At 59.9% G+C, this 25,808-nt stretch carries 23 protein-coding genes, 1 pseudogene and 1 riboswitch; of the genes and pseudogenes, 8 read left to right on the top strand and 16 right to left on the bottom strand.

Annotated features, from left to right (window positions below):
• Nucleotides 1–4 precede the first annotated feature (4 nt).
• The 9 genes and pseudogenes from JZY08_RS17495 to JZY08_RS17530 all read right to left on the bottom strand — a co-directional run bounded on the left by JZY08_RS17495 (nucleotide 5) and on the right by JZY08_RS17530 (nucleotide 9,806).
• The gene (locus JZY08_RS17495) at nucleotides 5–760 is read right to left on the bottom strand and encodes a hypothetical protein (protein WP_142170641.1); all 756 of its coding nucleotides are present in this window, start codon (nucleotides 758–760) and stop codon (nucleotides 5–7) included.
• 104 nt (nucleotides 761–864) lie between these two features.
• On the bottom strand, nucleotides 865–3,540 hold the full coding sequence (locus JZY08_RS17500) for a TonB-dependent receptor (protein ID WP_253204166.1): 2,676 nt from the start codon (nucleotides 3,538–3,540) through the stop codon (nucleotides 865–867).
• On the bottom strand, nucleotides 3,500–3,826 hold the full coding sequence (locus JZY08_RS27585; RefSeq protein ID WP_253204133.1) for a hypothetical protein: 327 nt from the start codon (nucleotides 3,824–3,826) through the stop codon (nucleotides 3,500–3,502). Before JZY08_RS27585 ends, JZY08_RS17500 begins: the two co-directional genes overlap by 41 nt.
• The gene (locus tag JZY08_RS17505; protein ID WP_216332839.1) at nucleotides 3,792–4,787 is read right to left on the bottom strand and encodes a FecR family protein; all 996 of its coding nucleotides are present in this window, start codon (nucleotides 4,785–4,787) and stop codon (nucleotides 3,792–3,794) included. The genes JZY08_RS27585 and JZY08_RS17505 overlap by 35 nt, the downstream gene beginning before the upstream one ends.
• 111 nt (nucleotides 4,788–4,898) lie before the next feature.
• Nucleotides 4,899–5,399 carry an RNA polymerase sigma factor gene (locus JZY08_RS17510; RefSeq protein WP_003500480.1) on the bottom strand — a complete coding sequence of 167 codons (501 nt, stop codon included), beginning with the start codon at nucleotides 5,397–5,399 and terminating at the stop codon, nucleotides 4,899–4,901.
• A 226-nt stretch (nucleotides 5,400–5,625) separates the two neighbouring features.
• Nucleotides 5,626–6,378, bottom strand: coding sequence for an ABC transporter ATP-binding protein (locus JZY08_RS17515; RefSeq protein WP_216332840.1), 753 nt, complete (start codon nucleotides 6,376–6,378; stop codon nucleotides 5,626–5,628).
• Nucleotides 6,372–7,439, bottom strand: coding sequence for an iron ABC transporter permease (locus JZY08_RS17520; protein WP_003500477.1), 1,068 nt, complete (start codon nucleotides 7,437–7,439; stop codon nucleotides 6,372–6,374). Before JZY08_RS17520 ends, JZY08_RS17515 begins: the two co-directional genes overlap by 7 nt.
• A pseudogene (locus JZY08_RS17525) lies at nucleotides 7,436–8,576 on the bottom strand (ABC transporter substrate-binding protein). The gene JZY08_RS17520 and the pseudogene JZY08_RS17525 overlap by 4 nt, the downstream one beginning before the upstream one ends.
• Nucleotides 8,577–8,672: 96 nt before the next feature.
• A complete protein-coding gene (locus JZY08_RS17530; RefSeq protein WP_216332842.1) occupies nucleotides 8,673–9,806 on the bottom strand; it encodes an ABC transporter substrate-binding protein in 1,134 nt (377 codons plus the stop codon).
• Between the two features lie 113 nt (nucleotides 9,807–9,919).
• On the opposite strand from JZY08_RS17530, the gene JZY08_RS17535 reads away from it, so the two are divergent.
• Nucleotides 9,920–10,750 (top strand): class I SAM-dependent methyltransferase, encoded by an 831-nt coding sequence (locus tag JZY08_RS17535; RefSeq protein ID WP_216332843.1) that lies wholly within the window; start codon nucleotides 9,920–9,922, stop codon nucleotides 10,748–10,750.
• 120 nt (nucleotides 10,751–10,870) lie between these two features.
• Here the strand turns inward: JZY08_RS17535 and JZY08_RS17540 are convergent, their stop codons facing one another.
• The 5 genes from JZY08_RS17540 to JZY08_RS17560 all read right to left on the bottom strand — a co-directional run bounded on the left by JZY08_RS17540 (nucleotide 10,871) and on the right by JZY08_RS17560 (nucleotide 15,498).
• Nucleotides 10,871–11,338: a pseudoazurin gene (locus JZY08_RS17540; protein WP_216332845.1), complete on the bottom strand. Its 468-nt coding sequence runs from the start codon at nucleotides 11,336–11,338 to the stop codon at nucleotides 10,871–10,873.
• Nucleotides 11,335–12,135 carry an ABC transporter ATP-binding protein gene (locus tag JZY08_RS17545; protein WP_216332847.1) on the bottom strand — a complete coding sequence of 267 codons (801 nt, stop codon included), beginning with the start codon at nucleotides 12,133–12,135 and terminating at the stop codon, nucleotides 11,335–11,337. The genes JZY08_RS17540 and JZY08_RS17545 overlap by 4 nt, the downstream gene beginning before the upstream one ends.
• On the bottom strand, nucleotides 12,132–13,160 hold the full coding sequence (locus JZY08_RS17550; RefSeq protein WP_216332849.1) for an iron ABC transporter permease: 1,029 nt from the start codon (nucleotides 13,158–13,160) through the stop codon (nucleotides 12,132–12,134). The genes JZY08_RS17545 and JZY08_RS17550 overlap by 4 nt, the downstream gene beginning before the upstream one ends.
• Nucleotides 13,157–14,179 (bottom strand): ABC transporter substrate-binding protein, encoded by a 1,023-nt coding sequence (locus JZY08_RS17555; RefSeq protein WP_216332851.1) that lies wholly within the window; start codon nucleotides 14,177–14,179, stop codon nucleotides 13,157–13,159. The genes JZY08_RS17550 and JZY08_RS17555 overlap by 4 nt, the downstream gene beginning before the upstream one ends.
• Before the next feature lie 165 nt (nucleotides 14,180–14,344).
• A riboswitch (cobalamin riboswitch) is annotated at nucleotides 14,345–14,580 on the bottom strand.
• Nucleotides 14,581–14,619: 39 nt separating this feature from the next.
• On the bottom strand, nucleotides 14,620–15,498 hold the full coding sequence (locus JZY08_RS17560) for a GNAT family N-acetyltransferase (protein WP_003500464.1): 879 nt from the start codon (nucleotides 15,496–15,498) through the stop codon (nucleotides 14,620–14,622).
• Nucleotides 15,499–15,727: 229 nt separating this feature from the next.
• On the opposite strand from JZY08_RS17560, the gene argE reads away from it, so the two are divergent.
• From argE to JZY08_RS17590, 6 genes are all read left to right on the top strand, one after another.
• Nucleotides 15,728–16,852 carry an acetylornithine deacetylase gene (gene argE, locus JZY08_RS17565; RefSeq protein ID WP_216332853.1) on the top strand — a complete coding sequence of 375 codons (1,125 nt, stop codon included), beginning with the start codon at nucleotides 15,728–15,730 and terminating at the stop codon, nucleotides 16,850–16,852.
• A gap of 24 nt (nucleotides 16,853–16,876) precedes the next feature.
• On the top strand, nucleotides 16,877–17,800 hold the full coding sequence (locus JZY08_RS17570; RefSeq protein ID WP_216332855.1) for a glyoxylate/hydroxypyruvate reductase A: 924 nt from the start codon (nucleotides 16,877–16,879) through the stop codon (nucleotides 17,798–17,800).
• A gap of 26 nt (nucleotides 17,801–17,826) precedes the next feature.
• The gene (locus tag JZY08_RS17575) at nucleotides 17,827–18,183 is read left to right on the top strand and encodes a cupin domain-containing protein (RefSeq protein WP_035243536.1); all 357 of its coding nucleotides are present in this window, start codon (nucleotides 17,827–17,829) and stop codon (nucleotides 18,181–18,183) included.
• 269 nt (nucleotides 18,184–18,452) lie between these two features.
• On the top strand, nucleotides 18,453–19,916 hold the full coding sequence (locus JZY08_RS17580; RefSeq protein WP_216332856.1) for an aldehyde dehydrogenase: 1,464 nt from the start codon (nucleotides 18,453–18,455) through the stop codon (nucleotides 19,914–19,916).
• A 13-nt stretch (nucleotides 19,917–19,929) separates the two neighbouring features.
• Entirely contained in the window at nucleotides 19,930–20,973 is a 1,044-nt protein-coding gene (locus tag JZY08_RS17585) for a tartrate dehydrogenase (protein ID WP_216332859.1), read from the top strand.
• Nucleotides 20,974–20,988: 15 nt separating this feature from the next.
• Nucleotides 20,989–22,446 carry an NAD-dependent succinate-semialdehyde dehydrogenase gene (locus tag JZY08_RS17590; protein WP_216332862.1) on the top strand — a complete coding sequence of 486 codons (1,458 nt, stop codon included), beginning with the start codon at nucleotides 20,989–20,991 and terminating at the stop codon, nucleotides 22,444–22,446.
• A 227-nt stretch (nucleotides 22,447–22,673) separates the two neighbouring features.
• Here the strand turns inward: JZY08_RS17590 and JZY08_RS17595 are convergent, their stop codons facing one another.
• The gene (locus JZY08_RS17595; protein ID WP_216332864.1) at nucleotides 22,674–23,948 is read right to left on the bottom strand and encodes an FAD-binding oxidoreductase; all 1,275 of its coding nucleotides are present in this window, start codon (nucleotides 23,946–23,948) and stop codon (nucleotides 22,674–22,676) included.
• A 15-nt stretch (nucleotides 23,949–23,963) separates the two neighbouring features.
• Nucleotides 23,964–24,632, bottom strand: a complete 669-nt coding sequence (locus JZY08_RS17600; protein ID WP_082186062.1) for a haloacid dehalogenase type II — start codon at nucleotides 24,630–24,632, stop codon at nucleotides 23,964–23,966.
• A gap of 325 nt (nucleotides 24,633–24,957) precedes the next feature.
• On the opposite strand from JZY08_RS17600, the gene JZY08_RS17605 reads away from it, so the two are divergent.
• Nucleotides 24,958–25,794 (top strand): GNAT family N-acetyltransferase, encoded by an 837-nt coding sequence (locus JZY08_RS17605; protein ID WP_216332866.1) that lies wholly within the window; start codon nucleotides 24,958–24,960, stop codon nucleotides 25,792–25,794.
• Nucleotides 25,795–25,808: the final 14 nt, after the last annotated feature.

A 25,808-nucleotide genomic window follows, 5' to 3' on the forward strand; every position in this document is an offset into this window, starting at 1 on the left:
TCCTTTACGCGGCAAGCGCCGTTGCGCTGGCGAAAATGAAGTCCGATGCGTCGAGTACATTTGCATCGACGCCTACGAGTGTGATCGAAACTGATGCGTTGGAGTCAGATTCCACTACCGCATTGCCGTTGAGGTTATACCAGAACAGGTCAGCGACCGAGGTCGAGCCCCAACCCGATACATCAAGCTTATCAGTACCATCCTGATAACCATAGGTGCCGGTTGGTCCTGCGGTTACGATATCGTTACCACCCGAGAACACAAATGTATCAGCGCCGGCAAAGCCGGTCAGCGTGTTCGAAGACGCGGTATCCTCGATCACAGTGCCAGTGGCAGCGAAGTAGTCATAGAAACCGGCCAGCGAGCCGAAACGCGCAAGCTGGTAAACGGCGAGATCGAGCAGGTCGCGCGCACCAGCGAGCGAATAGGAGCTGTCAGGATCGATCAGCAGTTCCTGCTGGCTGACGGCGATGCCGCTGGTGGACTGGCTGTAGCCGGTACCCAGAACGATGCTGTCAACCGACCCCGTCAGGTTACCCTGGGAGTATTGCAGAGCGCCGCTCATGACGATGCCCTTGCCGCCGTTGCTGCCATCGCCCCAAGCCTCATAGGTCGTGTTCGGATCGATGGTGGTCGTGGCGAGAGAGCTGGTCTGAGCGTCGTAGAACGCACCATAGGTCGAACCAAAACCGCTCGTCCAACCGTTCAGATAACCGATCAGGTCGGAGGAAGACTGCGTCAGTTGAATTGTGGTAGCCATAGGTGTACTCCTTTGCTGGCCAATAGGGATACCTTTGTCATGAGACGAAGGCGTTTCATCTCCGGGAGGGGCTGCAACCCAGCCCGGAGAGTTTCTTCCGCGCATCAAAACTTCACGTTCATCGTCGCGATAAAGGTGCGGCCCGGCGCGGTGTAGGCGCTTGTGGCCGGAATATATTTGCGGTCCGTCAGATTGTTGACGGCGAAACGAAGTGTCGCCTTATCGTTGAAGGCATAGGAACCATAGAGATCCACCGTCGTGTAGGGATCGGTCACCTCGCGCAGATTGCCCTCCGTATCGAGCGTGCGTGACTGTGTCGGCGTGACATGGTTGAGCCGTGCTCCCAGAGAGAGTTTTTCGTCTAGAAAACGCATGCCACCATCGAGCGTGAGCTTCACCTTGGGCGCGACATCGCCTGGCCACGCGACGATCTCACCGCTTGTCGTGGTCGTGCCGTTCGAAAATACCTGTGTTTTGTCCGGCCAGTCAGTCTTCAGCAGCGTTGCCGAGCCGCCGAGCCAAAAGCTCCGCGCATCATAATTGCCCTCGAATTCGAGCCCACGCATGTAAGTCGTTCCATCGAGATTGACGAAGCTGGTATAGGTGCGGTTCGCGACCTGATCCGTGACGAGATAACCAAGAGCGATATAATCCTTAACCTCGCGGCGGAAGGCGGCCATTTTGATGCGCACGGAATCGTGGTCCAGCAGCACACCGTCGAAACTCATATTCGCGCCGATTTCATAGGTTGTGGCTTTTTCGGCTCTCAGAAATTGGTTCGGCGCATACTCGTAGCCAACGGAATCCCCTGGACGCGCACCGGCGAAAAAAGCCTCAAGAGTTGTTGGCGGACGCAAGCTCTGGGAATAGCTCACATAGGGGCGGAACCAGTCGAACGGCTTGAATTCTATCGTGGCGGAGGGCAGCCAAGCACTATAGGTACGGTCGATATCCATCTCATAGGCGGGATTTTCGGTGACGGGATCGTATCGCGTAGCCGATGGCCCGGTTCCCGGCATACAGGTGGAAGAAACTGTGCTCCAGACCCGGCTAAGAAACCTCGCCTCGGTAATATTGGTGCCGGGATTCTGCGGAAGGAAAACAGCGTAATAATATTGAGATGCTGTGTAGTTGTTTCCAATCGGATCACATGCAACGGTGATCGTGCTCAAATACGAAATTTCATCGTAATATGTCGACTTGCCCTTCAGACGCGACCAGTCGTACCGTACGCCGCCGCTTATCACTATCCAGTCCGCAGGCTCAAGTTCACCGTTTAAAAACAGGCTCGCCACGTCACGCCGCCCGGGCGGGCTGAAAGCGGTGTAGCTGCTGGCAAAGGCGGGATTGTTCGCGATGGCAGCACTTGTAGCAACCGATGAGGAAATGTCCCTGAAAGCTTCCGCACCGTAGTTTAGGCTGAGCGCACCGGCCTTCGTATCGAAGCGACTAGTGTTTTCGACACTGCCGCCGAAACTGCGCAGGCCCATATCAAGGTTCGTTTCAACAGCATATCCTTTGCGCGCCGATCGCAACTCGTGCGTCATATTGTCGTTCAGCCACAGCGACGACTTGAAGTCTATGAGTTCGCTTTGAGGATCCCAGTCCAGCTTGGCAACGATGCTGTCGTTACGCACACTCTCCCGGTCTATCTGTTCGGCGGCGCCCTGAACGAAATCATTCTGCTGGTGCATCCACGACAGCGACGCCTTCACATCCCCGAAGTCACCTTCACCCTTGAAAAAACTAGACCAGCCATCCCGGCCAAGCAGGTCCTTCATGGTCAAGGCGGTGCTTCGGGCCTCGCCTCTGGTGCCGATCTTGTATTCATCCATGACTGTACGGCTGTAACCGGCAACGAAGGAGAGTGGGCCATCCGGCTCTCGGACAGCAGCCAAAACCGAACCCTGAAAATCGTAACCATTGGTGCCGCGGGAAACATTCACCTCTCCGCCCTTGTTTGCACCCTCAGGGATGAGATCGGCGGCGCTGACGGTTCGAAACTCGACCTTTCCGCCCAGCGAACCGGCATTGCCGGATGTGGCGTTGGTCATTTTTTCCACCTCGACGGCGCGGATGAAGGCCACATCCACATAGGCCTGGCCGTTATTGGCAGAATAAATCGAGGCGCCACCGGTGCTGAAACCACGCTGCGCATTCTGTCGCGCCCCGTCGATGGAAACGACCACGCGGCCGCTTTCCTGCAAGCCGCGCACATTGGGTGAAACGGTCGGGAAACTGCCGTTGCCTTCACCGGCGTAAACGCCCGATACGCGATTGAAGACATCGCGTGTGTTGCGCACGCCGGCGGACTGTATCGCCTGGCGGCTGACGACGCTGACGCTGGCGGGGGTTTCATAAACCCAGTCGGGCGTCCCCTGATAACCGGCACCGTCGATGGAATTACGTCCCGTCTTGCCGGTCACGGTAATTTCTTCCAGAACGGTCGTGCCTTCCGCCCCGGAAAGGTCTGCGGCGCCCTGCCCTGTGCCGATGATGACGGTTCTGCCGTTTCCAGCGATCCGGAAATTAACGCCGGTGCCGGCCAGAAGCCGGGAAAGCGCCTCCCGCACCGTGAAACTGCCGGTGACGGCATTGGTGCGCACATTGCCGGCCGATGGTGTGGCAAGCGTGACCTGAAGCCCGGACTGGCGTCCGAAAGCACCCACGACGGAGGACAGCGACTGGGCGGGAATGTTAAAGGGCCGCGTTGTACCCTGCTCGCCGCTCGGGCCTTGGCTATTGGCGGCGTTGGGCCCGGTCTGCGCAAAAACCGGCATCGAGATTGAAACGACGACTGCCGTCGTCGCCAAAAGCACGGTTCTGCGTGCCCGGTTCCCCGCTTTTGTCCCTGAACCGTTCATACGTATGTGGCAGCGCATATTGCTTTCGTCTTCCTGTCTTTCTCTCCGGAAATATCTTGACCGGATTACTCAACAAAAAGACGATTGCCGCGGCAATTTTTTTCAGGCTTTCGGAAGAAATTTTATAAATTACTGAAAATAAATATGATTTTTTGTTTCCACCTGTTTCAGAAGCGGGTGATGATGCGGGCGCTGCCGCCAATCGCATGCACCTTGCCGTTATAAGGTTCCACCAAGGCTTCCAGCGCGCGGTCCGGGTTGCGAAGATCGTAGAAACCCGTCACCCGCTGCTCGGCCAGCCTCTTGTCCGCCATCGTCAGCCATGCCGGATGATAGCGCTGTATCTGCTCCACGACCGAGCCGATCGTCGCATCCACCACATAAAGCTCGCCGTTACGCCAGCCGCCAATATCCTCCACCGACACGTTTTCCTTTCGGATCGCGCCGGAGGCGTCAACAATCAGCATCTCGCCCGGAACAAGCCGCGTTGACGCCGCATTGCGAAAGGAGGCTTCCACGGAACCATGCGCAAGCGCGACCTGTGTTACGCCATCGGTCAGATCGACATCGAAAGCAGTGCCCAGCACCTCAACGGTGACGTTTTTCGCCTCCACCACAAAGGGTCGCGCGCTGTCCGGCACGACATCAAAAAAGGCTTCGCCCTTCAGCACCTTCACGTTGCGGCGGCCATCGGTGAAATCGGTGGAAAGGGCGCTCGCAGCGGCAAGCTGCACCCGGCTGCCGTCTTCGAGGGTTATAGTGCGGCTTTCGGCGGTGCTGGTCTGATAATCGGCCTCGATGCGGATGAAAAACGCAGGCACGAACAGCACCGCAAGACAGAGGGACGCCGCAGCCATCGCCATGCCGGCATAATGGCGAACGGACAAGCGCCGCCGCGATATCGGTTTTTCGGCCTTGGCCGGCAGATGTGGTGCGTCTTCCCAGAGGTTCTTGAGAGCCGGTTCGACCAGGCCGAGGTTGCGCCAGGTCTTGCACGTCCGCTCCCAGGCAAGCCTGTTTGCCGGCGATGCGGCGAGCCATCGATCGAACTCGGCCTTCAGCCGCGGCTCTGCCGATCCCGCATGCAGGCGCAGAAGCCAGTCGGCCGCCTCTTCCGCCTTCCCGGTCGGCAATTCTATTTTCTTATCTGGATCAATGGTCATTGAACCGGGCCAGTTCCTTTGCAAGGCGCAATAGCCGCCTCGTCTTCCGCGTTGCTATATAGACGTTTGACGAAAAGATTTTTTTCACGAGATGGGGCAATCAGAGGTTTTTCACTTCATTTCTTTGGTAATCGCGGCAATGCTACCCCTGATCAGACGATGAGCGCTGGCCACGGACACGCCGAGGTGACGAGCGATCTCTTCCATATTGTAACCACCGAATCTGTGCATTTCCAACGCCACGCGCGCCTGCACCGGCAGGGCCGCCAAAATAGTCTGCATCTGCCGGACTTCATCGCAGAAGAGCGCATGCTCCTCCGGCGTGCCATGGTCCTGCGGCACGCCCCAGAAGGGGGTGTCATCCGGTCGCTCCCGCAGGTCTTGCCGATTGCGCCGGCGGTTGTCGAGCGCAAGATTGCGAACGATGCGAAAAAGATAGGATTTGAGGTTGGAGGGATTGCCGGAGGCTTCCGGAACGAATTTCAGGAACGCTTCCTGAACCACGTCCTCCGCATCCGCCCGCGACCCTAAAATCAGGGTGGCGTATTTGATCAGGTCGACCCTATGCGCGACGTAAGCGTTATAACGCTTGTCATCTTCCCGTATGCCCATGTCTCAACCGAGAGAAATCTGAAGGATCAACGACACTGCCGGCCCCAAAATGACAACGCAGTTTTCCGCCCAAACCTCTAGCATTCAAACTGCGGATCGAACAGATATTTCATGACTATAATTATCAAGAATTTGTGCGAGCTTAGCTCGCGCCTCGGCCGGCGCAGGACGTGTCTGAGGCGTCGGCAATCGGACCCGGCAGCGGATGCGGCCGGGTCCTTATCCGTCAGATCGCCCCATCGACGATGACCATCGGCCTGCCCTGCGAACAGGGTTCGATACGCGCATCGATGCGATAAATATCGCGCAGCATCGCCGAGGTAATCACCGCCTCGGTGCTGCCGCTCACCACCATTTCGCCGCGGGCGATCACCATCGTGTTCTCGCAATAGCGAAGCGCGTGGTTGAGATCGTGCAGGGCGATCAGCACGATCATTCCGGTCTTCTGGGCAAGATCGGTGACGAAGCCCAGAACCTCGATCTGCCGGTGAAGATCGAGCGCGGAGGTCGGCTCGTCCATCAACAGCACTTCCGGCTTGCGCGCCAGCGCCTGCGCCAGCGACACGAGCTGGCGCTGGCCACCCGACAGTTCGCCCAGACCACGAAAGGCGAGATCGTGGATTTTCAGCGCCTTGAGAATGGCGTCGATCTCGAACAGTTCATCGTCATGCACACGCCAGCCGCCGCCCTGCTTGGCGGAAAGCAGCACGGATTCGTAAACCGTCAGCACGGCATTGGCGCCGGTATCCTGCGGCATGTAGCAGATAGCGCGCTCACCGCGCGCCGTATCGGAGAGTTCGACCAGTCCGGGACCCGAAATCAGGCTGGCGATGCGCTTGAAAAGCGTCGACTTGCCGGCGGCGTTCGGGCCGATGACCGCTGTGACGCTGCCGCTTTCCAGCGTATCGATGCCGACCTTGGAGAGAACGGTGGTGCGCCCATAGGCGGCGCCGACATCCTTCAGTGCGAGCGCTACCATGCGCGTCTCCTGTTGCCGAAAATAAGCGCGAAAAAGAACGGTACGCCGACAAGCGCCGTGATGACCCCGATCGGCAGAATTGCACCGGGAATGAGGATTTTGCTGATGACCGAGGTGGCCGACAAAAGCAGCGCACCACAGATCACCGAGCCTGGCAGGAAGAAACGCTGATCCTCACCCACCACCATGCGGGCGATGTGCGGACCGACCAGCCCGACGAAACCGATTGTGCCGACAAAGGAGACCGGAATGGCCGCCAGAAGACTGACCGTCAGCATGGTCGTCAACCGCAACCGCCGGACATTGATGCCCATGCTCGCCGCCTTATCATCGCCCAGCCGGAGTGCCGTCAGCGCCCAGGCATTGCGCATGAACATCGGCACGGTGATGACGAGAATGGCAGCGGTAATATAGACCTTTTCCCATGTCGCCTTCGTCAGGCTGCCCATGGTCCAGAACACGACGGCGGCGAGCGCCTGTTCGGAGGCCAGATATTCCAGCAGTGACAGGGCCGCATTGAAGGTGAACACCAGCGCGATGCCGAGGAGAACGATTGTCTCCACCGTCACACCGCGCATCGTCGAGGCGAAATGGATGAACAGGGCTGCGACCATGGCCATGATGAAGGCGTTGATCGGCACCATGTAATGCACAGCGCCTGGAAAGATCGCCACGCCACCGACGAGGGCAAGTGCTGCACCAAAGCTTGCCGCAGCTGAAATGCCGAGCGTGAAAGGGCTTGCAAGAGGGTTGGACAGGATGGTCTGCATCTGTGCGCCCGCAACCGACAGAGACGCGCCAACGGTAACCGCCATCAGCGCGATCGGCATGCGGATATCCCAGATTACCACCCGAAGCTGGTTTGCGGCAGCAGCCGGATCGGCAATGGTCGCCAGAACTTCGGAGATCGTATAGCGCGCCGGGCCGAGCGCCATGTCGGCGGCCATGCTGAAACACAGGGCGATAAAAAGCCCGAACAGAATGACGATCCTTCGAGCGGCAAGGGCGCGATATTGATCGCGCCCGCTCACGCCAATGGCGTCTTCATTCAACGAAGTCATTCAGTCGTACCTTTTTCGAGGGAGGCGAAATAGCCCGGCTTATAGGTCACGGGGAGGAATTTCCGGTAAAATTCCTCAAAGTTCTTTTCCGGATCGAGATCGGCAAAGAGATCGGGATGGAACCACTTGGCGAATTGCTGGATCGGCAGGAACTCGTAAGGAGCGCCGTAGAACTGGTGCCAGACGGCATGGACATTGCCCTGCTTGACAGCCTTCAATTCCGGAAACGGCGTACGCTTCATGAGACCGGCGAGCCGTTCGCGCGAGAGCGCCATGTCTGCGCCAAGCCCAAGAGGAACGAACTGGTTGATGTCGGATTCCGCCGCCCAGTTCGAGCCGGTGACAATGATGTGGTCCGGATCGGCAACGACGAGCTGCTCTGGATTGCAGATCGCCAAAGGTCGTCTTGATGATGCCATCAGCAATATTGTGACCGCCGGCGAGATCGACCATGGCGCCGAAATTGGCCGGGCCGAAGGTGCGGCAGCAATTGTTCTCGCCGGAAATGCCGGGCGAGCGCTCGATGAAGACGTTCGGACGCTTCAGGTCCCTGGCGCTGGCAATCCGGTCTGTCACGCGGGCGATTTCCGCGCGGCGATAGGCGATGAATTCTTTGGCGCGCTCTTCAGCACCAAACAGTTTTCCGAGAATTTCAATCGAAGCTTCGCTGTTCTTGTCGGGATCGATGCGGAAATCGAGATAGACGATCTTGATGCCAGCGGCGGCAGCCTTCTCTTCGAAGCCGCTTTCCTTGGCGGTTTTTTCTGTTTCCAGATTGAGGGTAATGACATCAGGCGAAAGGGTGATCGCCGTTTCCAGGCTGAAGTCGCCCTGCGGCAGATAACCGAAACGAGGCAGTTTTTCGATCTGCGGAAAACGTTTCACATAGGCCGTGTAGCTGTCGGGGTCTTTCTTCAGAAGATCATCACGCCAGCCGACGATGTTGTCGAAAGTCTGGTCGCCCTTGAGCGTCGCGATGACGTGAATCTGGCGTGCCTCGCCGACGAGGACACGCTTGGCCGGCAGATCCAGCTCGACCTTGCGTCCGGTGACGTCGGTGATCTCCGCTGCCAAAGCGGGCATAGCGAGAAGAGAGAAAGCCAGCACCGCAAGATGCCTGAGAGCGTTGAGCCGCATGAGAAGTCCTCATTGAGTTCCAAAAGCAAATGATGAAGCCGCATGGCTGCGGCTTCATCCATGGATCAGACGGCGCTCCTCTTCACCGTCCCTGTCTTATTTCGCGTCTTTCAGCGAAACGAAGTAGCCGGGCTTGTAATCAAGCGGCAGGAAGCGGGCATGCAATTCCTTGAAAGTTGCCTCGGGATCGAGATCCTTAAACAGGTCCGGATGCAGCCACTTGGCAATTTCCTGAATGGCCACGAACTGATAGGGATTGTTGTAGAACTGGTGCCAGATGGCATGGACATTACCGTCCTTCACCGCCTGCACGCCGGTAAAGGCCGGGCGCTTGGTCAGGTTTTCCAGCTTCCGGTGTGCTTCCTTCACATCCGCGCCATAACCGACGCCGACCCAGTTGCCGCCCGGAACATAACCGTTCCAGTTACCGCCGGTGATGATGATCTGCTCCGGATTAGACGCGATGATCTGTTCCGGATTAACGGTGCCGAAGGTGCCGGGAATGATGCCCTTGGCCATGTTGATGCCGCCGGCAAGCTCCACCATCTTGCCGAAATTCTCGTTGCCGAAGGACATGCAGCAATCGTCGGAATAACCGCCGGCGCGCTCGATGAACACGACAGGCTTCTTCGGATTGGCCTTTTCAAGCGTATCGGTGACCCCGGCGATGGAATCGGCGCGGAACTTGATGAAGTCCTCGGCAACCTTTTCCTTACCGGTCAGCTTACCCATCAGGCGCATGCTGGGCTCGGTATTTTCCATCGGCTTTTCACGGAAGTCGACATAGACCAGCGGAATGCCGACCTTGGCGAGTTTTTCAATGTATCCCGCCTCTTCCGTCGCCGTCTTAGCGTCGATGTTCATCAGGATTACGTCCGGCTTCAGCGAAACCGCCTGTTCGATGTCGAACGTGCCATCCTTCATGCCGCCGAAGGTGGGCAGCTTGGCGATATCGGGGTATTTGGAGATATAGGCGTCATAGGTTTCCGGATCGGCTTTCGCCAGATCGTCCCGCCAGCCGACCACGTGCTGGAAAGGATTGTCCTTGTCGAGCGCCGCCAGGAAATAGATCTGCCGGCCTTCGCCGAGGATAATATGCGAAACAGGGACGTTGACTTCGACATCCCGGCCCGTCACATCCTTGACGGTGACCTTTTCGGCAAATGCCGGCCAGGCGGCGGAGACGAGAAGGCCAAGGGCAAGTGCCGCAGATTTGGCTGAGATGCGCATCGGATATTGCTCTCCAGTGTTGACTGGCGCGGCTGTATGATTTTCTGACTATACTAGTCAAGTTTTATGTTTTAGAGCCGTTCTCAACTGACCGGCGCATGAGTTGAAGTCTAATGATCGACACTATCCAGTATGGCAAAAACGACAGCCTGAGAGACGAAATCAAGGCTTACTGGTCGGGCCGCGCCGCGACCTTCGACCTTTCGCCAGGGCACGAAATTTTCTCGGAGGAAGAGCGCGCGGCCTGGCACGCGCTGGTTTTGAAGCATCTGGGACAGGGTGAAGGCCGCAAGGCGCTTGATCTCGCCAGCGGAACCGGCGTCATCTCGCATCTGATGGACGATCTCGGTTTTCAGGTTACCGGCATGGACTGGTCGGAAACCATGCTGGCGCTTGCAAGGGAAAAAGCGAAAAGCCGTGGACGCAACATTCGCTTCTTCGTCGGCGATGCCGAAAACACGATGGAGCCGGACGAAAGCGCCGATGTCATCATCACGCGCCATCTGGTGTGGACGCTGGTGAACCCGCAGGCGAGTTTTGCCGAATGGTTCCGCGTATTGAAACCGGGCGGGCGGCTTCTGATCGTCGACGGTGATTTCGTCAATACCGGCTGGCGCGAAAAACTGGTCAAGAAACTGGCTGCCGGTCTGGAAAATATCGGCCTTGTGAAACCCGACCAGCCGCACAGGCCGGCAGATCCGGAAAATACATTCAACAGCATCCTCTCGCGGGTCTATTTTTCAAAAGGCGCAAGAGCCGGTGATGTCGCCGCACTTCTGCGCGAAACAGGCTTCGAGCACGTCGCGATCGATCAGCAGCTTCAGGCGATTCATCGCGCCCAGGCGAAGAATTTCAGCCTCATGAAGGGCATTTTGCGCGGCCTGCAGCACCGTTATGCGGTCTGTGCGGTTAAGCCGGGCGAGTACTCCGTCACCCCGGACTAGATCCGGGGTCCAGCGCGATCAAGTCATTAATCGCGAAAGACTTTCCTCACGACGCGGACGCGCCGTGGCTGGATGCCGGATCTAGTCCGGCATGACGGCAGAGAACTCAGTGCCAACACCTCATTTTTCCGCCCGTTCGAAGAATTCCTCGAAGCGGGGCTTCGCGCGACCGGGCACATCCACCGTCTTATAGCTGTCCGGCAAGGCCGCCTCACCCACCTTGATCAACATCACCATGCCCATGCCGTAATGCGGCGAGCATTTGATGCCATAAAAGCCCGGCTGCTCGAAACCGGTCTCGAATTCTTCATTGATCCGGCTTTTGAACCCCTCGACACCTTCGGGAACCATGCCGTCAATGGTCGCGGCATTGTGGCTCTTATGCGTCGGCACGAAGCGGACGCGATCACCGGGGGCGATCTCGAGAAAATCGGGTTCAAACACCATCGGGCCTTTTTCGCCCCGGTTCAGCATCTTCACCTCGAAGGTTTCGGCTGTGGTGGGAAGGGGAAAAACTGCGTTTGCCGCCAAGGCAATGCCAGCTAAAGCGCAAAGCCATTTCGCATCAGGAGCAATCAGTTTCATCATCGTGCCAGTACTTTCCTTGCATGATCGGCCGCCCCGTGGGCGGGCAGAAAACGAATGTGGGAAAAGCCGCCCTCATCGGTGGTGACAACGGATTGCACCCCGAAAACGGAAGCGATCGTCGCCGAAGTCAGAACCTCCTGCGGCGGACCGACCGCGATCAATTCGCCCCGGTGCAAGATGGCGACGCGGTCGCAGAACATGGCGGCATGGTTGAGATCGTGCAGCGCCGCCACGACCGTCAGGCCCTGCCGGCGCACCAGATCGAGCAGGCCGATCTGGTGGCCGATGTCGAGATGATTGGTCGGCTCATCCAGAAGCAGGATATGTGGCTCCTGCGCCAGCGCGCGGGCGAGGTGCAGCCTCTGGCGTTCGCCGCCGGAAAGGTGATGCCAGTTGCGATCCGCCTTGTCCGCCATGTCGACATTTTCAAGCGCCGCATCGACGATAGCATCATCCTTTGACGACCATGCGGAAAGCGGGCCGAGATAGGGTGTGCGTCCAAGTTCGACAGCCTGTCGCGCGCTGATACGTTCGGTGGTTTCGGCCTGCTGCTCCACGAAGGCGAGCCTGCGGGCAAGCTCGCGCCGCCCGAATGAGGCAAGCGGCTCCTCGCCAAGCGTGACGTGACCTCTGCGCGGTTTGCGGATGCCGGCCAGCATGGAAAGAAGCGTGCTTTTGCCCGAGCCGTTCGGCCCGATAATGCCGAGGAACTGGCCGGAACCCACATCCAGCGAAACGCCGCGGACGATTTCGATGTTGCCGGCATGGAAATGCAGATCGTGGGCGGACAATCTCATGACCGCCCCCTTTTCTGCCCGAGGATGAAGGCAAAGGCGGGCGCACCGACGAGCGCGGTGATGACCCCGATCGGCAGGACCTGGCCGGGAATGACGATGCGGGAGAGAATATCGGCGACGATCATGAAAATCGCACCGGTCAGCGCCGTCACCGGCAGCAACAGCCCATGGCGAACGCCCACGAAGATGCGCGCCGCATGCGGAATGACGAGGCCGACGAAGCCGATGGAGCCGACAAGCGACACCATGACCGCCGTCATGATCGCCGAAACCGAGATCAGCACCGCATAGACCCAGCGCACGGGGATGCCAAGCGAGGCTGCGGCCTGACCGCCGAAGGCGAAGGCATCGAGTGCGCGGGCATACCAGAGGCAGACCGCAAGACCCGCAAGGCTGACCGGCAAAGCCAGCCAGGCATCCGGCCAGCGTACCCCCGAAAGATTGCCCAGAAGCCAGAACATGATGCCGCGCGCCTGTTCTGCATTGGCGGATTTGGTGACGATGAAAGATGTCAGGGCGTTGAACAGCTGCGAACCGGCGACCCCCGCCAGAATGATGGCGCTGTTGCCGTGTCCTGCCCTGACCGCCAGAAGGCTGACCAGCGAAAAAGCGACAAAAGCACCGATCAGAGCGCCTGCCGGCATCGTCAGAAACCCGGCGCCGAAGCCCAGAAGCGCCACCGCGACGGCGCCAGTGGACGCACCGGCGGAGATGCCGAGAATATAGGGATCGGCGAGCGGATTGCGCAAAAGCGATTGCAGCACCGCACCGGCGAGCGCCAGCGAAGCACCGCAACAGGCGGCGACGACGGCGCGGCTGAGACGGTAGCTCCACACGATGCCCTCATCCAGCGGCTCCAGCGGATAACCCGCGTGGAAGACACGGTTGGCGATGGTTTTGGCCACCACATCGAAGGGAATGGCAGTCTCACCGATGGCCGCTCCGGCCATCAGCGCGACGAGCAGCAGGGCCAGCGCGGCAAAAGCCAGACCAGCCCTGCCTAGATGGACGGAAAAACCGTTCACTTGGCGAGGCCGGCGGCGGAAATCGCGTCGGCCAGCGTTTCGATGCCCTCGATCGTGCGGATGGTCGGGTTCATCGCCTGTGCGTCCATGTCGAAGACGTGTTTGTCCTTGACGGCCGGCATGATGCTGGCAACCGGATCGGTCGCAAGGAACTTGCGCTTGACGGCAACATCATCGGCAGGGAAACGGCGGCGATCCATCTGGCCGGCGACGATCACGGTCGGATTGGCCTTGGCGATGGTTTCCCAGCCGACGGTTGGCCATTCCTCATCGCTTTCGATGACATTTTTCAGCCCGAGCGCGGACATGATGTAACCTGGCGCACCCTTGCGGCCGGCCACATAGGGATCGATATCGAGTTCGGCGCTGGAGAACCAGAAGACGGCGGAAAGCTTGCCATTCGCCGATGCAATCTTGGCGCGGGCTGCCTCTTCGCGCTTCTTCAGGTCGGCAACAACTTCCTCGCCGCGATCCTGCACGTTGAAGATCTTGGCGAGGTCGCGGATTTCCTGATAGATGAGGTCCATGGTGAAGACGGTGTTGCGCACGCCATCGCCACCGCCGGAATTGTCCTTGCCCATGCAATCGGCGGGCGAGGTATAAACGGGGATACCGAGCTCGGCGAATTGCGCCGGTGTTCCGACAACACCCTCCGGGCCGATCTGCCACTGGAACTGCGTCGTCACGAGGTCCGGCTTCTTGCCGACCACGGCCTCGAAACTCGGATCATTGTCAGCCAGCCGCTCGACCTTTGCATTGGCCTCCTCGTAACCCTTCAGAACCGGGCCGATCCACAGCGCCGTGCCAACCACCCTGTCGGCAACACCGAGCAGATAAAGAACCTCTGTCGTGCTCTGGCCAACGGAGACAGTGCGCGAAGGCGCCTGCCTGAAGGTGATATCCTCGCCGCAGCTGTTGATCGTCAGCGGATAGACGGTCTCAGTGGCATGGGCAGTGCCGGCGGCAAATGCGACGGCCATAAGAGCGGCCGTAACCGGCAGGTGTTTGAAATAAAACATATGTTCTCCAGTCTAAATTAGGTGGCGTGATCCGAAGCGGCGCGTATCAAAACGCGTGGCGACAAACGGATGGCGTGTGTGGAGATGGAGAACGGGGCACGGAATACGTTTCCGCAGACGGAAAGGTCATAATCAGCTCCTCTTCCGGGCATCCCCGCCCGTAACGATGGTCCATATTATGACGGCAGGTCTCCTGGCTCGCGAATATGCACCGTTCATCTGCCTTCCCGTATCCCGGAGGATACAGTGGCATGACGCTTTCAGGCGTCACGGGGATGAGCGGCAATCCGCTTACAGTTGCGGGGGCAGCCACGGCATTGGGCGAAAAACATCACCCGCACCATGTTCCCTATTAATCCCTTTGCCCTTCGGCTTCAGGAACCGTCGGTTTCTGACATACGGGCCAAGCGGCGGGGCGTCAATTGCGATAGTGCCGCAGCTCAACACAAAGACGGACCTGCCAGCGCGAAAATTTTCGCCGCGCCCGAGCCGACCGGTTGAGGCCCATCTTTCGACATGGTGGTCAGCGTCTCGATCACCACCAACCCGGATTGCACCAGAAAATCGGTGAAAAGCCCGCTGTCGCACACGGCATCGAGGCGCACCAGCTGATCATCCAGATCGGCAAAATGCCGCTGGACCAGCGCGATCGCATCGGTTTCCTCGCGCGCAACGACCGGGCCGACGATGTGGCCCCGCCCCGCCACTCGGCGCAATGCAAAAGCGATGAGGTGATCCGCCTCGAACAATCCGTAACCCGTATTCTCCTTCAGAAGCCGCTGGAGGACGCCACGGCGCGAGACGCCGAAGGCTAGCCGGTCGATCGCCACCACGTCCGCCAGATGATCTTCCGACAGTGGCTCGATCCTTCTTTTCTTACCAGGTGTGGGCATTTCGACAGGGCACAGCGGCTTTCCCCGAAGGAGATGCACTTTTTCCGTATCTCCCACAAAGCCGAGCCCGGAAAACAGCCGCCGCGACACGTCCGTCGCGTTCAGCCGCAGGGAGACGGTGGGGAATTTCGCGATCAACTGCCGCACCAGCCATGGTGCGACGCCCTGCCCCTGCAGGCGGGGGGAAACGATGACCATGCCGAGTGTTGCAAAACCCTCGGCATAGGGAAAGAGCATCGCGGTTGCGACAACGCGGTCAATCTCGTCCAGCGCGGCAAGTCCAACGCCGCACTGGCGCAGGAAACACCATTCATTTGCGTGATAACGCCACCCGACAGCCATGGAAAGCGCATGCAGATGATCGGCATCCATTTCGGCGATATCCACCGTCCGCAACTCGAAACTATCGACTTTGAGCAGGTCCATACCAAAAGGCCCTCATCCCTTCTGCGCGGAACCGTCATTCGGTCCAGGCAGCCCAGCCACGACACCCGAAGATAACCAGCCTCACCAGCACGAATTTCCTGAAAGCACTGGAAGGACACAACAATCTACCGAAATCATCCGCATTTCGGCAGATAAACGCCGCAGACCATTCTAAGCTTTTGCGATGACAATCCGGTCAAGCGTAAGCGGCCGGCCAGCGGAGACGGCCATGAACGCAATCGAAATCCTTGAGCGTCTTGTCGGTTTCCCATCGGTGGTTGGCACCGCCAATGGCGACATTGCCGGATGGATTGCCGATTATCTGGAGAGCCAAGGCGCGACAGTATCGCTGCTGCCGGGGCCCGAGGGCGACCGCGCCAATCTGTTTGCCACCTTCGGACCTGCCGACGCCGCCGGCTATGTTCTGTCCGGCCACATGGATGTGGTTCCCGCCGGAGAGCCGGAATGGTCTTCCGATCCCTTTACGCTCAGAACCGAAGGGGACCGTCTTTACGGACGCGGAACCACCGACATGAAGGGCTTCCTGGCCACGGTTCTCGCTGCAGCTCCGGCTTTTTCACGCATGGCGCTGAAGCGGCCCATACACATTGCCTTTTCCTATGACGAGGAGGCGGGCTGCCGTGGCGTTCCCCACCTCATTGCCCGATTGCCGGAGTTGTGCACGAGACCGGCGGGGGCGATCATCGGCGAGCCAAGCCATATGCGGGCCGTGCGCGCTCACAAGGGCAAGGCCGCAGCACGCATCACCATCCGTGGCCGCTCCGGCCATTCGTCGCGTCCCGATCAGGGCCTGAACGCCATCCACCTGATGACGAGCATTATGGCGAAGGCCGTCGAGACGGCGGATGCGCTGACGCGCGGACCGTTCGAAACAACCTTCGAGCCACCCTATTCCTCGCTTCAGATCGGCACGGTCAAAGGCGGTCAGGCGATCAACATCATCCCCGATTTCTCAGCCATCGAGCTGGAGGCACGGGCCATTTCAGGCGTCTCGCCACTTGCCCTGCTGCAGCCGGTGCGGGAGAGCGTGGAGGCATTTGCCGCAAAGGGCATCGATATCGACTGGACGCCGATGAGCGATTATTCGGCGCTTTCATTGGAGGCCGATACTCCGCTCGTCCTGCTTCTGGAGGAACTGACCGGCACCGCTTGTCTCGCCGCCGTCAGCTACGGCACGGAGGCGGGGCTGTTCCAGGCGGCGGGCATCGACGCCATCATCTGCGGGCCGGGCGATATCGGCCGCGCCCACAAACCGGACGAGTTCATAACGACAAGCGAACTTTCCGCCTGCCAGTCGATACTGGAAACGCTTGGCCGCCGCTGCACGGCTTAAACCTTCGGGAAGCATGGATTTCAGATGACATTTCTCTTCAATTCCGACGCAAAGCGCGGCGAGATATTCCGGCAGGCTCTGGCCGCAGAGCTGCCTGATCTACCGTTTTCGATGGATGCGTCCAGTGTCGATCCGGATGCCGTCCGTTACCTCATCACCTGGACGGTGCCGCAGGATATCGCCCGGTATCGCAATCTCGAAGTGCTGTTTTCGATCGGCGCTGGCGTCGACCAGTTTCACATCGAGACCATCCCCGAAACGGTGAAAGTCGTGCGCATGGTGGATGAGGGCATCATCCGCATGATGCAGGAATATATCTGCCTCGGCGTGCTTGCCCTTCACCGCAACCTGCCGGTCTATCTGAACCAGCAGCGCGAGCAATTGTGGAAGGCCCTGCCGCAGCGGCAGGCGGAAGAGTGCCGGGTGGGCGTTCTTGGTCTCGGCATGCTGGGCGTTGCGGCGCTGGAGCGGCTGAAACCTTTCGGTTTCCCGCTTTCCGGCTGGAGCCGCTCACCGCGCGACATCGATGGCGTGACCTGCCTCCATGGCGCTGAGGGGCTGGCCACCATCCTCTCCACCAGCGATATTCTCGTCTGCCTGCTGCCGCTGACCGACGAGACGACAGGGCTTCTGAATGCCAAGCATCTGGCCATGCTGCCCGAAGGGGCTGGCCTGGTTCATGCCGGGCGCGGCAAACAGCTTGACCACGAGGCTCTCATCGACACGCTGGATAGCGGCTGGCTTTCAGGCGCCGTCATCGATGTCACCGATCCGGAGCCCCTGCCGGAAGACCATCGCTTCTGGTCGCACCCGAAAATTCTCCTGACGCCGCATATCGCCAGCGTCACCCAGCCGCATTCCGCCGCCCGCACCGTTGTCGAGAACATCAAACGATACCAGTCCGGTCTCGAACCGCTCGGCCTCGTCGACCGCAATCGCGGATATTGATCATCCCGTTCCAGGAAAGGACACCCATGCCACTTCTCAAGACCATCGACACCCACCCCGCTTTCGAGCCGAAGACCTCCAAGGTCCTGCCTGAACGCCTTGTCTCCGGCGATCCGACAACCAGGGTTTGGGCGCTGGACGAAGCCCGCGACGGCACCGTGCGCACCGGCATCTTTGAAGCAACCCCCGGGGAAAACCGCTCGATCAAGGGCGAGACCTTTGAGTTTTGCCACATCGTTGAGGGCGTTATCGAAATCACGCCGGATGGTGGCGAACCGCAGCGTTACACCGCAGGCGACAGCTTCGTGATGAAGCCCGGCTTCGTCGGCGTCTGGAAGACCATCGAAACCGTGCGCAAGATTTACGTTACGGTCACCGGGTAATTTGTTAAGCGGAATTGTAAGCATTGCGGGCTGGCGTGCAGGAAACCGCCAGCCCGCAACAGGATGTCAGACCGATGCCGGTATGGGTATCATACCTGATCGTCTTTTGGCCCGGCTGCCGCAATTCTCAATGAGGGACTTATGCGCGCCGAAGATTGCGCCGTGTGCCGCCTGCAAAACAGGATTTTCGTTCACCACCCACACCGCAGTCGGTGGATGCTGCTTGCCATCAGGGGGTAGCGTAAAGGCATATCCACAGAGGATTCCCCATGACGCTCAGCTTCGATCCAGACAGCCTGTCCCTGCCGATCGGCCATTTCATCGGCGACCGGCTGATCCCGGCTAAAAATGGCATCGACATGCACCGCCCCTCGGACGGCATCGAATATGCCGGCTGCCCGAAGGCCGATGCGGCGCTGGTCGATGAGGCGGTGCAGACCGCCAAGGCCGCGCTGAAGAGCAGCAACTGGGGCGGCGTGCGGCCGCGTGAGCGCACCAAGGTCTTGCAGCGCTGGGCCGACCTGATCGAAGCGGAAGCCGAAACGCTGGCGAAAATCGAGGCGCTCTCCTCAACCCGGCCGGTGGGCCAGCTGATCGCCGGCGATATCGCCGTCACCGCCGAGCAAATCCGCTTCTTCGCCGAATTCGCGGACAAGGAAGGCGGCGATCTCGTGCCGACCGACGATGCGAGCCTCGGCATGATCATGACCGAACCCTATGGCGTGGTCGGCGCCATCACGCCGTGGAATTTTCCGGTGTCCATGGCCGGCTGGAAGCTTGGCCCGGCACTTGCAGCCGGCAACGCCGTGGTACTGAAACCATCGGAAATGACGCCCTTCTCCAGTATTTTCATGGCGCAGCTGGCGATCAAGGCCGGACTGCCCGCCGGTCTCATCAACATCGTGCTCGGCGATGGGCCCGTGACTGGCAATGCCATCACCGGGCACCCTGATATCTCCAAGGTCAGCTTCACCGGTTCCACCGCAGCGGGAGCGGCGATCATGGCCAATATCGCCCGCACCGGCATCAGGCCCATGACGTTGGAACTGGGCGGCAAAAGCCCGCAGCTGGTCTTTGCAGATGCCGATATCGAAAAAGCAGCCGCCGCCATCGCCGGCAATATTCTTTCCAACGCCGGGCAGGCCTGCGTAGCCGGCTCGCGCATCATCGTTGAGGAAAGTGCGGCCGACGCCCTTTCCGCCGCGATCATTGCCCGCATGAAGGCAGTGAAGCCCGGTCCGACCTGGGACGAGACGACGCAATATTCGCCGATCATCTCCGAGGTGCAGCGCAGGCGCATCGACGGCATCGTGCAGGCGGCGGTCGCCCATGGCGGCGAATGCCTGACGGGCGGCGCAAACATGGACGGCCCCGGCTATTTCTACCAGCCGACGCTGATTGCCAATGTCGACCGGACCTCACCCGCCGTTACCGAGGAAATCTTCGGGCCGGTGCTGACGTTGCAGACCTTCCGCACGGAAGAAGAGGCGCTGGCGCTTGCCGATCATCCGACCTACGGTCTGGCGGCGGGTCTTTTCAGCCGCGATATCTCGCGCGTCATGCGCCTGTCGCGCGCCATTCAGGCGGGAACGATCTGGGTCAATCGTTATGGCCGCTCACGCGACCATATTTTGCCGACCGGTGGTTACAAACGCTCAGGCATCGGCAAAGATCTCGGACGAGAGGCCTATCTCGCCAACCGCAAGAGCAAAAGCGTCCTTATCGGACTGTAACAGGGGAAATGTCTTGAAAACGCATCGCATCGCACTCATTCCCGGAGACGGCATCGGCAAAAGCGTGACTGATGCCGCCTGGCAGGTTCTCAACGCCGCCGCTAAAGGCTCCGATTTTGCGCTCGAAGGCACCGAATTCCCCTGGTCCTGCGCCTTCTACAAGGAAAGCGGCGCGATGATGCCGAAGGACGGTATCGAGACCCTCCGCGGCTTCGACGCCATTCTGCTCGGTGCAGTCGGCTGGCCGGCGGAGGTGCCGGATTCCGTATCGCTGCACGGCCTGCTGCTGCCGATCCGCAAGGCTTTCGTGCAATATGCCAATATCCGCCCTCATCGGCTTCTGCCCGGTGTGCAGGGCCCGCTGAAAGCGGATGGGTTCGACATTCTCTGCATCCGGGAAAACACCGAGGGTGAATATTCCGGTGCAGGCGGGCGCGTGCATCAGGGCACCGACGACGAGGTTGCCGTTGAAACCTCGATCTTCACGCGTAAGGGCGTGGAGCGCATCCTGCGCTTCGGTTTCGAACAGGCGCAGAAGCGTCGCGGCAAGCTCGCCTCCATCACCAAGTCCAATGCCCAGAAATATTCGATGGTGTTCTGGGACGAGGTGACCCACAGGCTCGCTGCGGAATATCCAGACGTCGAAGTATCGAGCTATCATATCGACGCCATGGCGGCCCGCATGGTGATGGCCCCGGAAAGCCTTGATGTGGTGGTCGCCTCCAACCTCTTCGGCGATATTCTGACCGATCTCGGCGCAGCCATCCAGGGCGGCCTCGGTTTTGCGGCCTCCGCCAATATCAATCCCGACCGCACAGCGCCATCCATGTTCGAACCGGTGCACGGTTCCGCCCCGGATATCGCCCATCTCGGCATCGCCAACCCCATCGCGGCCATCTGGTCCGGCGCCATGATGCTCGAGCATCTGGGCCAAACGGACGCGGCCGTCAGGATCATGGCGGCGTTGGAAACGGCGACCGGCCGGGGTATCGGCACGGTGCCGGGCAAGGACAAGACGGATGCCATAACGGCCGCAATTCTCGCGGCGCTCGACTGATTTCGGAGAGAGATGATGCAGGGCTTGAAGGACAAGGAACTCTTTCGCCAGACGGGTTTGATCGGCGGCGCATGGAAAACGGCCGCATCGGAAAAAGTGGTCGACGTGATCGACCCTGCGACACAGGCGGTGATCGGCACCGTGCCGGATATGGGCGGCGCGGAGACCCGCGCGGCGATCGAAGCCGCCAACGCCGCTTTCGGACCATGGAAGAAGAAAACCCACGCGGAACGCGCAGCGCTTCTCGAAAAATGGTTCGCGCTGATGATCGAGCATGTCGACGATCTCGGCCTGATCCTGACTACGGAACAGGGCAAGCCGCTCGACGAGGCGAAGGGTGAAATCCGCTATGGTGCCTCCTTCGTGAAATGGTTCGCGGAAGAGGCGCGGCGCATCAGCGGCGGCACCATTCCCTCACCCACACCGGATCGCCGTATCGTCGTGCTGAAGGAGCCTGTCGGCGTCTGCGGCATCATCACGCCGTGGAATTTTCCGAACGCCATGATCACCCGCAAGGTGGCACCCGCCCTTGCCGCCGGCTGTACCGTCGTCATCAAGCCTTCGGAATTCACGCCCTATTCAGCCTTGGCGCTCGGCGTTCTCGCCGAACGGGCCGGTATCCCCTCAGGCGTCATCAACATCGTCACCGGTATGCCGACGGAGATCGGCAATGAGATCATGGCGAACGAGACGGTGCGGAAAATTTCCTTCACCGGCTCCACCCGCGTCGGCTCGCTTTTGATGCGTGGTGCTGCCGACAGCGTCAAGCGGCTGTCGCTGGAGCTTGGCGGCAATGCGCCCTTCATCGTGTTCGACGATGCCGATCTCGATCTTGCCATCGAAGGCGCGCTCGTTTCGAAATTCCGCAATGGCGGCCAGACCTGCGTCTGCGCCAACCGCATTCTCGTTCAGGCGAGCGTCTATGACACCTTCGCCAAAAAACTGGCGGCCCGCGTCGACGCCATGCGGGTCGGCCCCGGAACGGAGGCAGGCGTCTCCATCGGCCCGATGATCAATGAGCCAGCCATCGCCAAAATCCGCGCGCACATCGATGATGCCGTGTCAAAGGGCGCGACGATCATCACCAAGCAGCATGATCTGCCGGAAGGTCCGCAATATACCGCACCGGTTGTGCTGACCGGCGCCACCACGGGCATGCGGCTGGCGAGCGAAGAGACCTTCGGACCTGTCGCCCCGCTCTTCCGCTTCGAGACCGAAGAAGAAGCCATCGCCATTGCCAATGGCACGCCCTTCGGCCTTGCCGCCTATTTTTATACCGAAAGCCTGAAACGCGCCTGGCGTGTGGGCGAGGCGCTGGAATTCGGCATGGTCGGCCTCAACACCGGGGCGATCTCCACCGAAGTCGCCCCCTTCGGCGGCGTCAAGCAATCCGGCCTCGGCCGCGAGGGCGCGCAGATCGGTATCGAGGAATATCTGGAAATAAAGACATTTCACATCGGCGGACTTGCCTGAGGACTGTTTCTTTCTCCCCGCCTAAAGGGCCGCTCTGCGGCCCTTCTTTTTGTGCCGATGCAACAAAAAAGCGGCCGAAACGGCCGCCGAGATAGGGAGATGCCTCTCTCCTCCGTCATCCTCGGGCTTGATCCGGGGATCCGTTTTTCGCGCGGCCGTGTATCCTCGGGTCAAGCCCGAGGATGACGTCGCGTGTGTGAGCGGCGTCTCGGCGTCGACCCCGACTTCTACTGAATCTTATCCAGCATCTTGTAATAAAAGCCCACCAGCGGCAGGAACCAGGGCTTACCGAAATGGCCCGGCACTGCCGGCCAGTCCATCCCCTTCAGGGGGTTGTTATCCGGTCGCCCCAGAATGGCATCGGCCATGATCATGCCGAGATGGGTGGAAAGCTGCGCACCGTGGCCGGAATAGCCCATGGCGTACCAGACGCCGTCATGGAAACCGGCACGCGGATAACGGTCCTTGGTCATATCAACCAGACCGCCCCAGCAATAATCGATCGGCACATGCGAGAGCTGCGGGAAAATGCGATGCAGGCTTTCCGTCAGGATAGCACCGCTTTTGGCGTCCGAACGCTGGTCCGACGTGGCGGAAAAGCGCGCACGGCCGCCGAAGATCAGCCGGTTATCCGGCGCGAGCCGGAAATAATTGCCGATATTCATGGAGTTGACATAGGTGCGGTTGCCCGGAACCGAAGCCCTGACCTCGGCATCCGTCAGCGGTCGCGTCGCGATGATGAAACTACCGACAGCGATGATGCGGCGACGGAAATAACCGAAGCCGGACGGCGTGTAAGCGCCGGTCGCCACCAGAACATTATCTGCCGTCACCTTGCCCCGCGGCGTTTCCAGCGCGTGGGTCCTGCCGTTCTGGATATGCTTCGTCACCGCCGCATTTTCGAAGATCACCGCACCATGTCGGCTCGCAGCCTCGGCGAGGCCCGCCACATAGCGGCCCATATGCATCATGGCGCTCTTCTTCGACAGCATGGCGCCATAAAAGGGCGAGCCAATCTCAGCCTTGAGGTCGGCGACGGACAGCAGCGCCGTGTCGGGATCGACCTCGGCATGCAGCGCCTCGAAGTTCTTCGCCAGCCCTTCGAAATGCTGCGGCTTGGAGGCGAGCTTCAGCTTGCCCGAGCGGCGGAAATTGCAGTCTATGCCTTCTTCAGCGATCAGGGCTTCCAGCGTATCTATGGAAGTATCGAGCGCCCTGTAGAGGGCGATTGCGCGTTCCTTGCCAAGCTCCGCCTTGGCGGAGAGATAGGAATGAGCAAGACCATTGTTGAGATGCCCGCCATTGCGGCCCGAGGCACCCCAGCCGACGCGCTCGCCCTCCAGAACGACAACGCGCGCGCCCGCCTTGGCAAGCTGGCGCGCAGCACCGAGACCCGTGAAACCTCCACCGATGACGGCGACGTCATAATGACCTTCGACGGGACCTTGCGCCGCCCCCGCAAACAGGGGCGCCGTGTCGTGCCAATAGGAAACGAACTTCATGGTCCCGACCTTTCCTTACAATCCAACCACGCCGGCGAGGCCGGAAATATCGGCAATCTCTACATAACCGTAATAGGGGTTGGCAGGCTCGTGGCCTCTGTTAACCCAGACCTTGTTCTTGATGCCGAGATCATGGGCCGACATCAGGTCGTAACGGAACGACGACGAGACGTGCAGCATGTCTTCCGGGCCGCAGCCGAGCATGTCGAACATATATTCGAAAGCCTTGAAGCGCGGCTTGTAGGCCTGCGCCTGCTCGGCGGTATAGACCGCGTGGAACGGCGCGCCGAGCTTTTCGACATTCGACATGATCTGTGAGTTCATGGCGTTGGACAGGATGACGAGCGGAATTTCCTTCGCCACCTTGGCAAGACCGGCCGGAACATCCGCATGCGGACCCCAGGTCGGAACGCGCTCGTAAACGAAGGTGGCGTCCTCATCCTTGAAGGCCACGCCATTGCGCTTGCAGCTGCGCGACAGCGAATTGTGAACCACCTGGGCATAGGGCTGCCAGGCGCCCATGATCTCATCCAGACGGTAGGCCGCGAAATTCTTGATGAACTGCTGCATCTGCGCTTCGTCGAGACGATCACCGTAGAGATCGCGGGCAGCCTCGGCCATCTGGAAATTGATGAGCGTACCGTAGCAGTCGAAGGAAATGTATTTCGGGCGGAAGATGGTCATGTCGTCGTCATCCTTGCTTGGAGATCGGCCGTGCCGGAATGAATTGATCATAGAAAGCCTTTGCCCGGTCGGCGCACCGCAATTGCCATCAGCGAAAGCAGATTGTTGCGTATGCACCCGCCTGTTTGGCAGAGAGTTGCGTTCGCGCGCTAGGCCCTCCCCCTTCAGCCCCCGTCTTGCCTCGTGATGCGAATAACAGGCGGCATAAGATGCGGCGGCGGGTGAAAGCAACAGTGAAACATATCGAACCTTGCCATTCGTCGGGACAATGTTCTTTTACCCCCGGTCTATCAATAAACGAGAAGAATAAAACGGGAGTTGGGCCATGCAAGCCAGCCTGATCGATATCCAGAATTTTGAGCCTCAACACCTCGATGCCGCCGTCGAGCTTTCCCGGCAGGCCGGCTGGCCGCACCGCAGGCAAGACTGGGCGCTCGTTCTTTCCTTAAGCAAAGGCTTTGTCGCGCTCGAAAACGGGCGTGTCGTCGGAACAGCGATGGCGACGCTTCTCGGAGACACCTGCGCAACCGTCAATATGGTTATCGTGGACGAAACCATGCGCGGCCGGGGCCTTGGACGCCAGCTGATGCAGGCGGCAATCGATGCCGCAGAAAATCGCGAATGCCGTCTGGTCGCCACTGCCGACGGCCTGCCGCTCTACGAGAAAATGGGCTTCGCCGCCTGCGGCGAGGTGCTGCAGCATCAGGGCATTCCAGCCGCGACCGACAAGCCAGCCGGTGTGGCGTGGGTGGAAACCGTCGCTCCGGCAGAGCTTGCGGCGCTCGATGCACAGGCTTTCGGTGCGGACCGCACGGCGCTTTTTGCAGAACTTGCAGACAGGGCGCGTTTCGCGGTCGTGCAGGAGCAGGGCGTCATCAAAGGCTTTGCAGGCCTGCGCGACTTCGGCCGCGGCGAGGTCATCGGCCCAGTCGTGGCGGAAAATGCCGAAATCGCGCGAGATCTGATCACCTTCGTATTTTCCGAGCGCCCCGGCGCATTCCTGCGCGTGGACACCACCGCCGATACGGGCCTTGGCCCCTGGTTTGCCGAACACGGGCTTGGCCATGTCGGCGGCGGCATCGCCATGCGCCGGCCGAAGGCCGAAATCTCAGCCGACAAAAAACTGAAAACATTCGCACTGACCAGCCAGGCGCTGGGCTGAATCCGGAGAGACCC

Source organism: Rhizobium sp. X9, from assembly GCF_018873185.1.
GTDB classification, from domain to species: Bacteria; Pseudomonadota; Alphaproteobacteria; order Rhizobiales; family Rhizobiaceae; genus Agrobacterium; species Agrobacterium oryzihabitans.

Bases quoted from the DNA above. Each gene is read 5' to 3' on its own strand.
- JZY08_RS17495 (WP_142170641.1), bottom strand. From the start codon at position 760: ATGGCTACCACAATTCAACTGACGCAGTCTTCCTCCGACCTGATCGGT.
- JZY08_RS17500 (WP_253204166.1), bottom strand. From the start codon at position 3,540: ATGCCGGTTTTTGCGCAGACCGGGCCCAACGCCGCCAATAGCCAAGGC.
- JZY08_RS17505 (WP_216332839.1), bottom strand. From the start codon at position 4,787: ATGACCATTGATCCAGATAAGAAAATAGAATTGCCGACCGGGAAGGCG.
- JZY08_RS17510 (WP_003500480.1), bottom strand. From the start codon at position 5,399: ATGGGCATACGGGAAGATGACAAGCGTTATAACGCTTACGTCGCGCAT.
- JZY08_RS17515 (WP_216332840.1), bottom strand. From the start codon at position 6,378: ATGGTAGCGCTCGCACTGAAGGATGTCGGCGCCGCCTATGGGCGCACC.
- JZY08_RS17520 (WP_003500477.1), bottom strand. From the start codon at position 7,439: ATGACTTCGTTGAATGAAGACGCCATTGGCGTGAGCGGGCGCGATCAA.
- JZY08_RS17530 (WP_216332842.1), bottom strand. From the start codon at position 9,806: ATGCGCATCTCAGCCAAATCTGCGGCACTTGCCCTTGGCCTTCTCGTC.
- JZY08_RS17535 (WP_216332843.1), top strand. From the start codon at position 9,920: ATGATCGACACTATCCAGTATGGCAAAAACGACAGCCTGAGAGACGAA.
- JZY08_RS17540 (WP_216332845.1), bottom strand. From the start codon at position 11,338: ATGATGAAACTGATTGCTCCTGATGCGAAATGGCTTTGCGCTTTAGCT.
- JZY08_RS17545 (WP_216332847.1), bottom strand. From the start codon at position 12,135: ATGAGATTGTCCGCCCACGATCTGCATTTCCATGCCGGCAACATCGAA.
- JZY08_RS17555 (WP_216332851.1), bottom strand. From the start codon at position 14,179: ATGTTTTATTTCAAACACCTGCCGGTTACGGCCGCTCTTATGGCCGTC.
- JZY08_RS17560 (WP_003500464.1), bottom strand. From the start codon at position 15,498: ATGGACCTGCTCAAAGTCGATAGTTTCGAGTTGCGGACGGTGGATATC.
- argE (WP_216332853.1), top strand. From the start codon at position 15,728: ATGAACGCAATCGAAATCCTTGAGCGTCTTGTCGGTTTCCCATCGGTG.
- JZY08_RS17570 (WP_216332855.1), top strand. From the start codon at position 16,877: ATGACATTTCTCTTCAATTCCGACGCAAAGCGCGGCGAGATATTCCGG.
- JZY08_RS17575 (WP_035243536.1), top strand. From the start codon at position 17,827: ATGCCACTTCTCAAGACCATCGACACCCACCCCGCTTTCGAGCCGAAG.
- JZY08_RS17580 (WP_216332856.1), top strand. From the start codon at position 18,453: ATGACGCTCAGCTTCGATCCAGACAGCCTGTCCCTGCCGATCGGCCAT.
- JZY08_RS17590 (WP_216332862.1), top strand. From the start codon at position 20,989: ATGCAGGGCTTGAAGGACAAGGAACTCTTTCGCCAGACGGGTTTGATC.
- JZY08_RS17595 (WP_216332864.1), bottom strand. From the start codon at position 23,948: ATGAAGTTCGTTTCCTATTGGCACGACACGGCGCCCCTGTTTGCGGGG.
- JZY08_RS17600 (WP_082186062.1), bottom strand. From the start codon at position 24,632: ATGACCATCTTCCGCCCGAAATACATTTCCTTCGACTGCTACGGTACG.
- JZY08_RS17605 (WP_216332866.1), top strand. From the start codon at position 24,958: ATGCAAGCCAGCCTGATCGATATCCAGAATTTTGAGCCTCAACACCTC.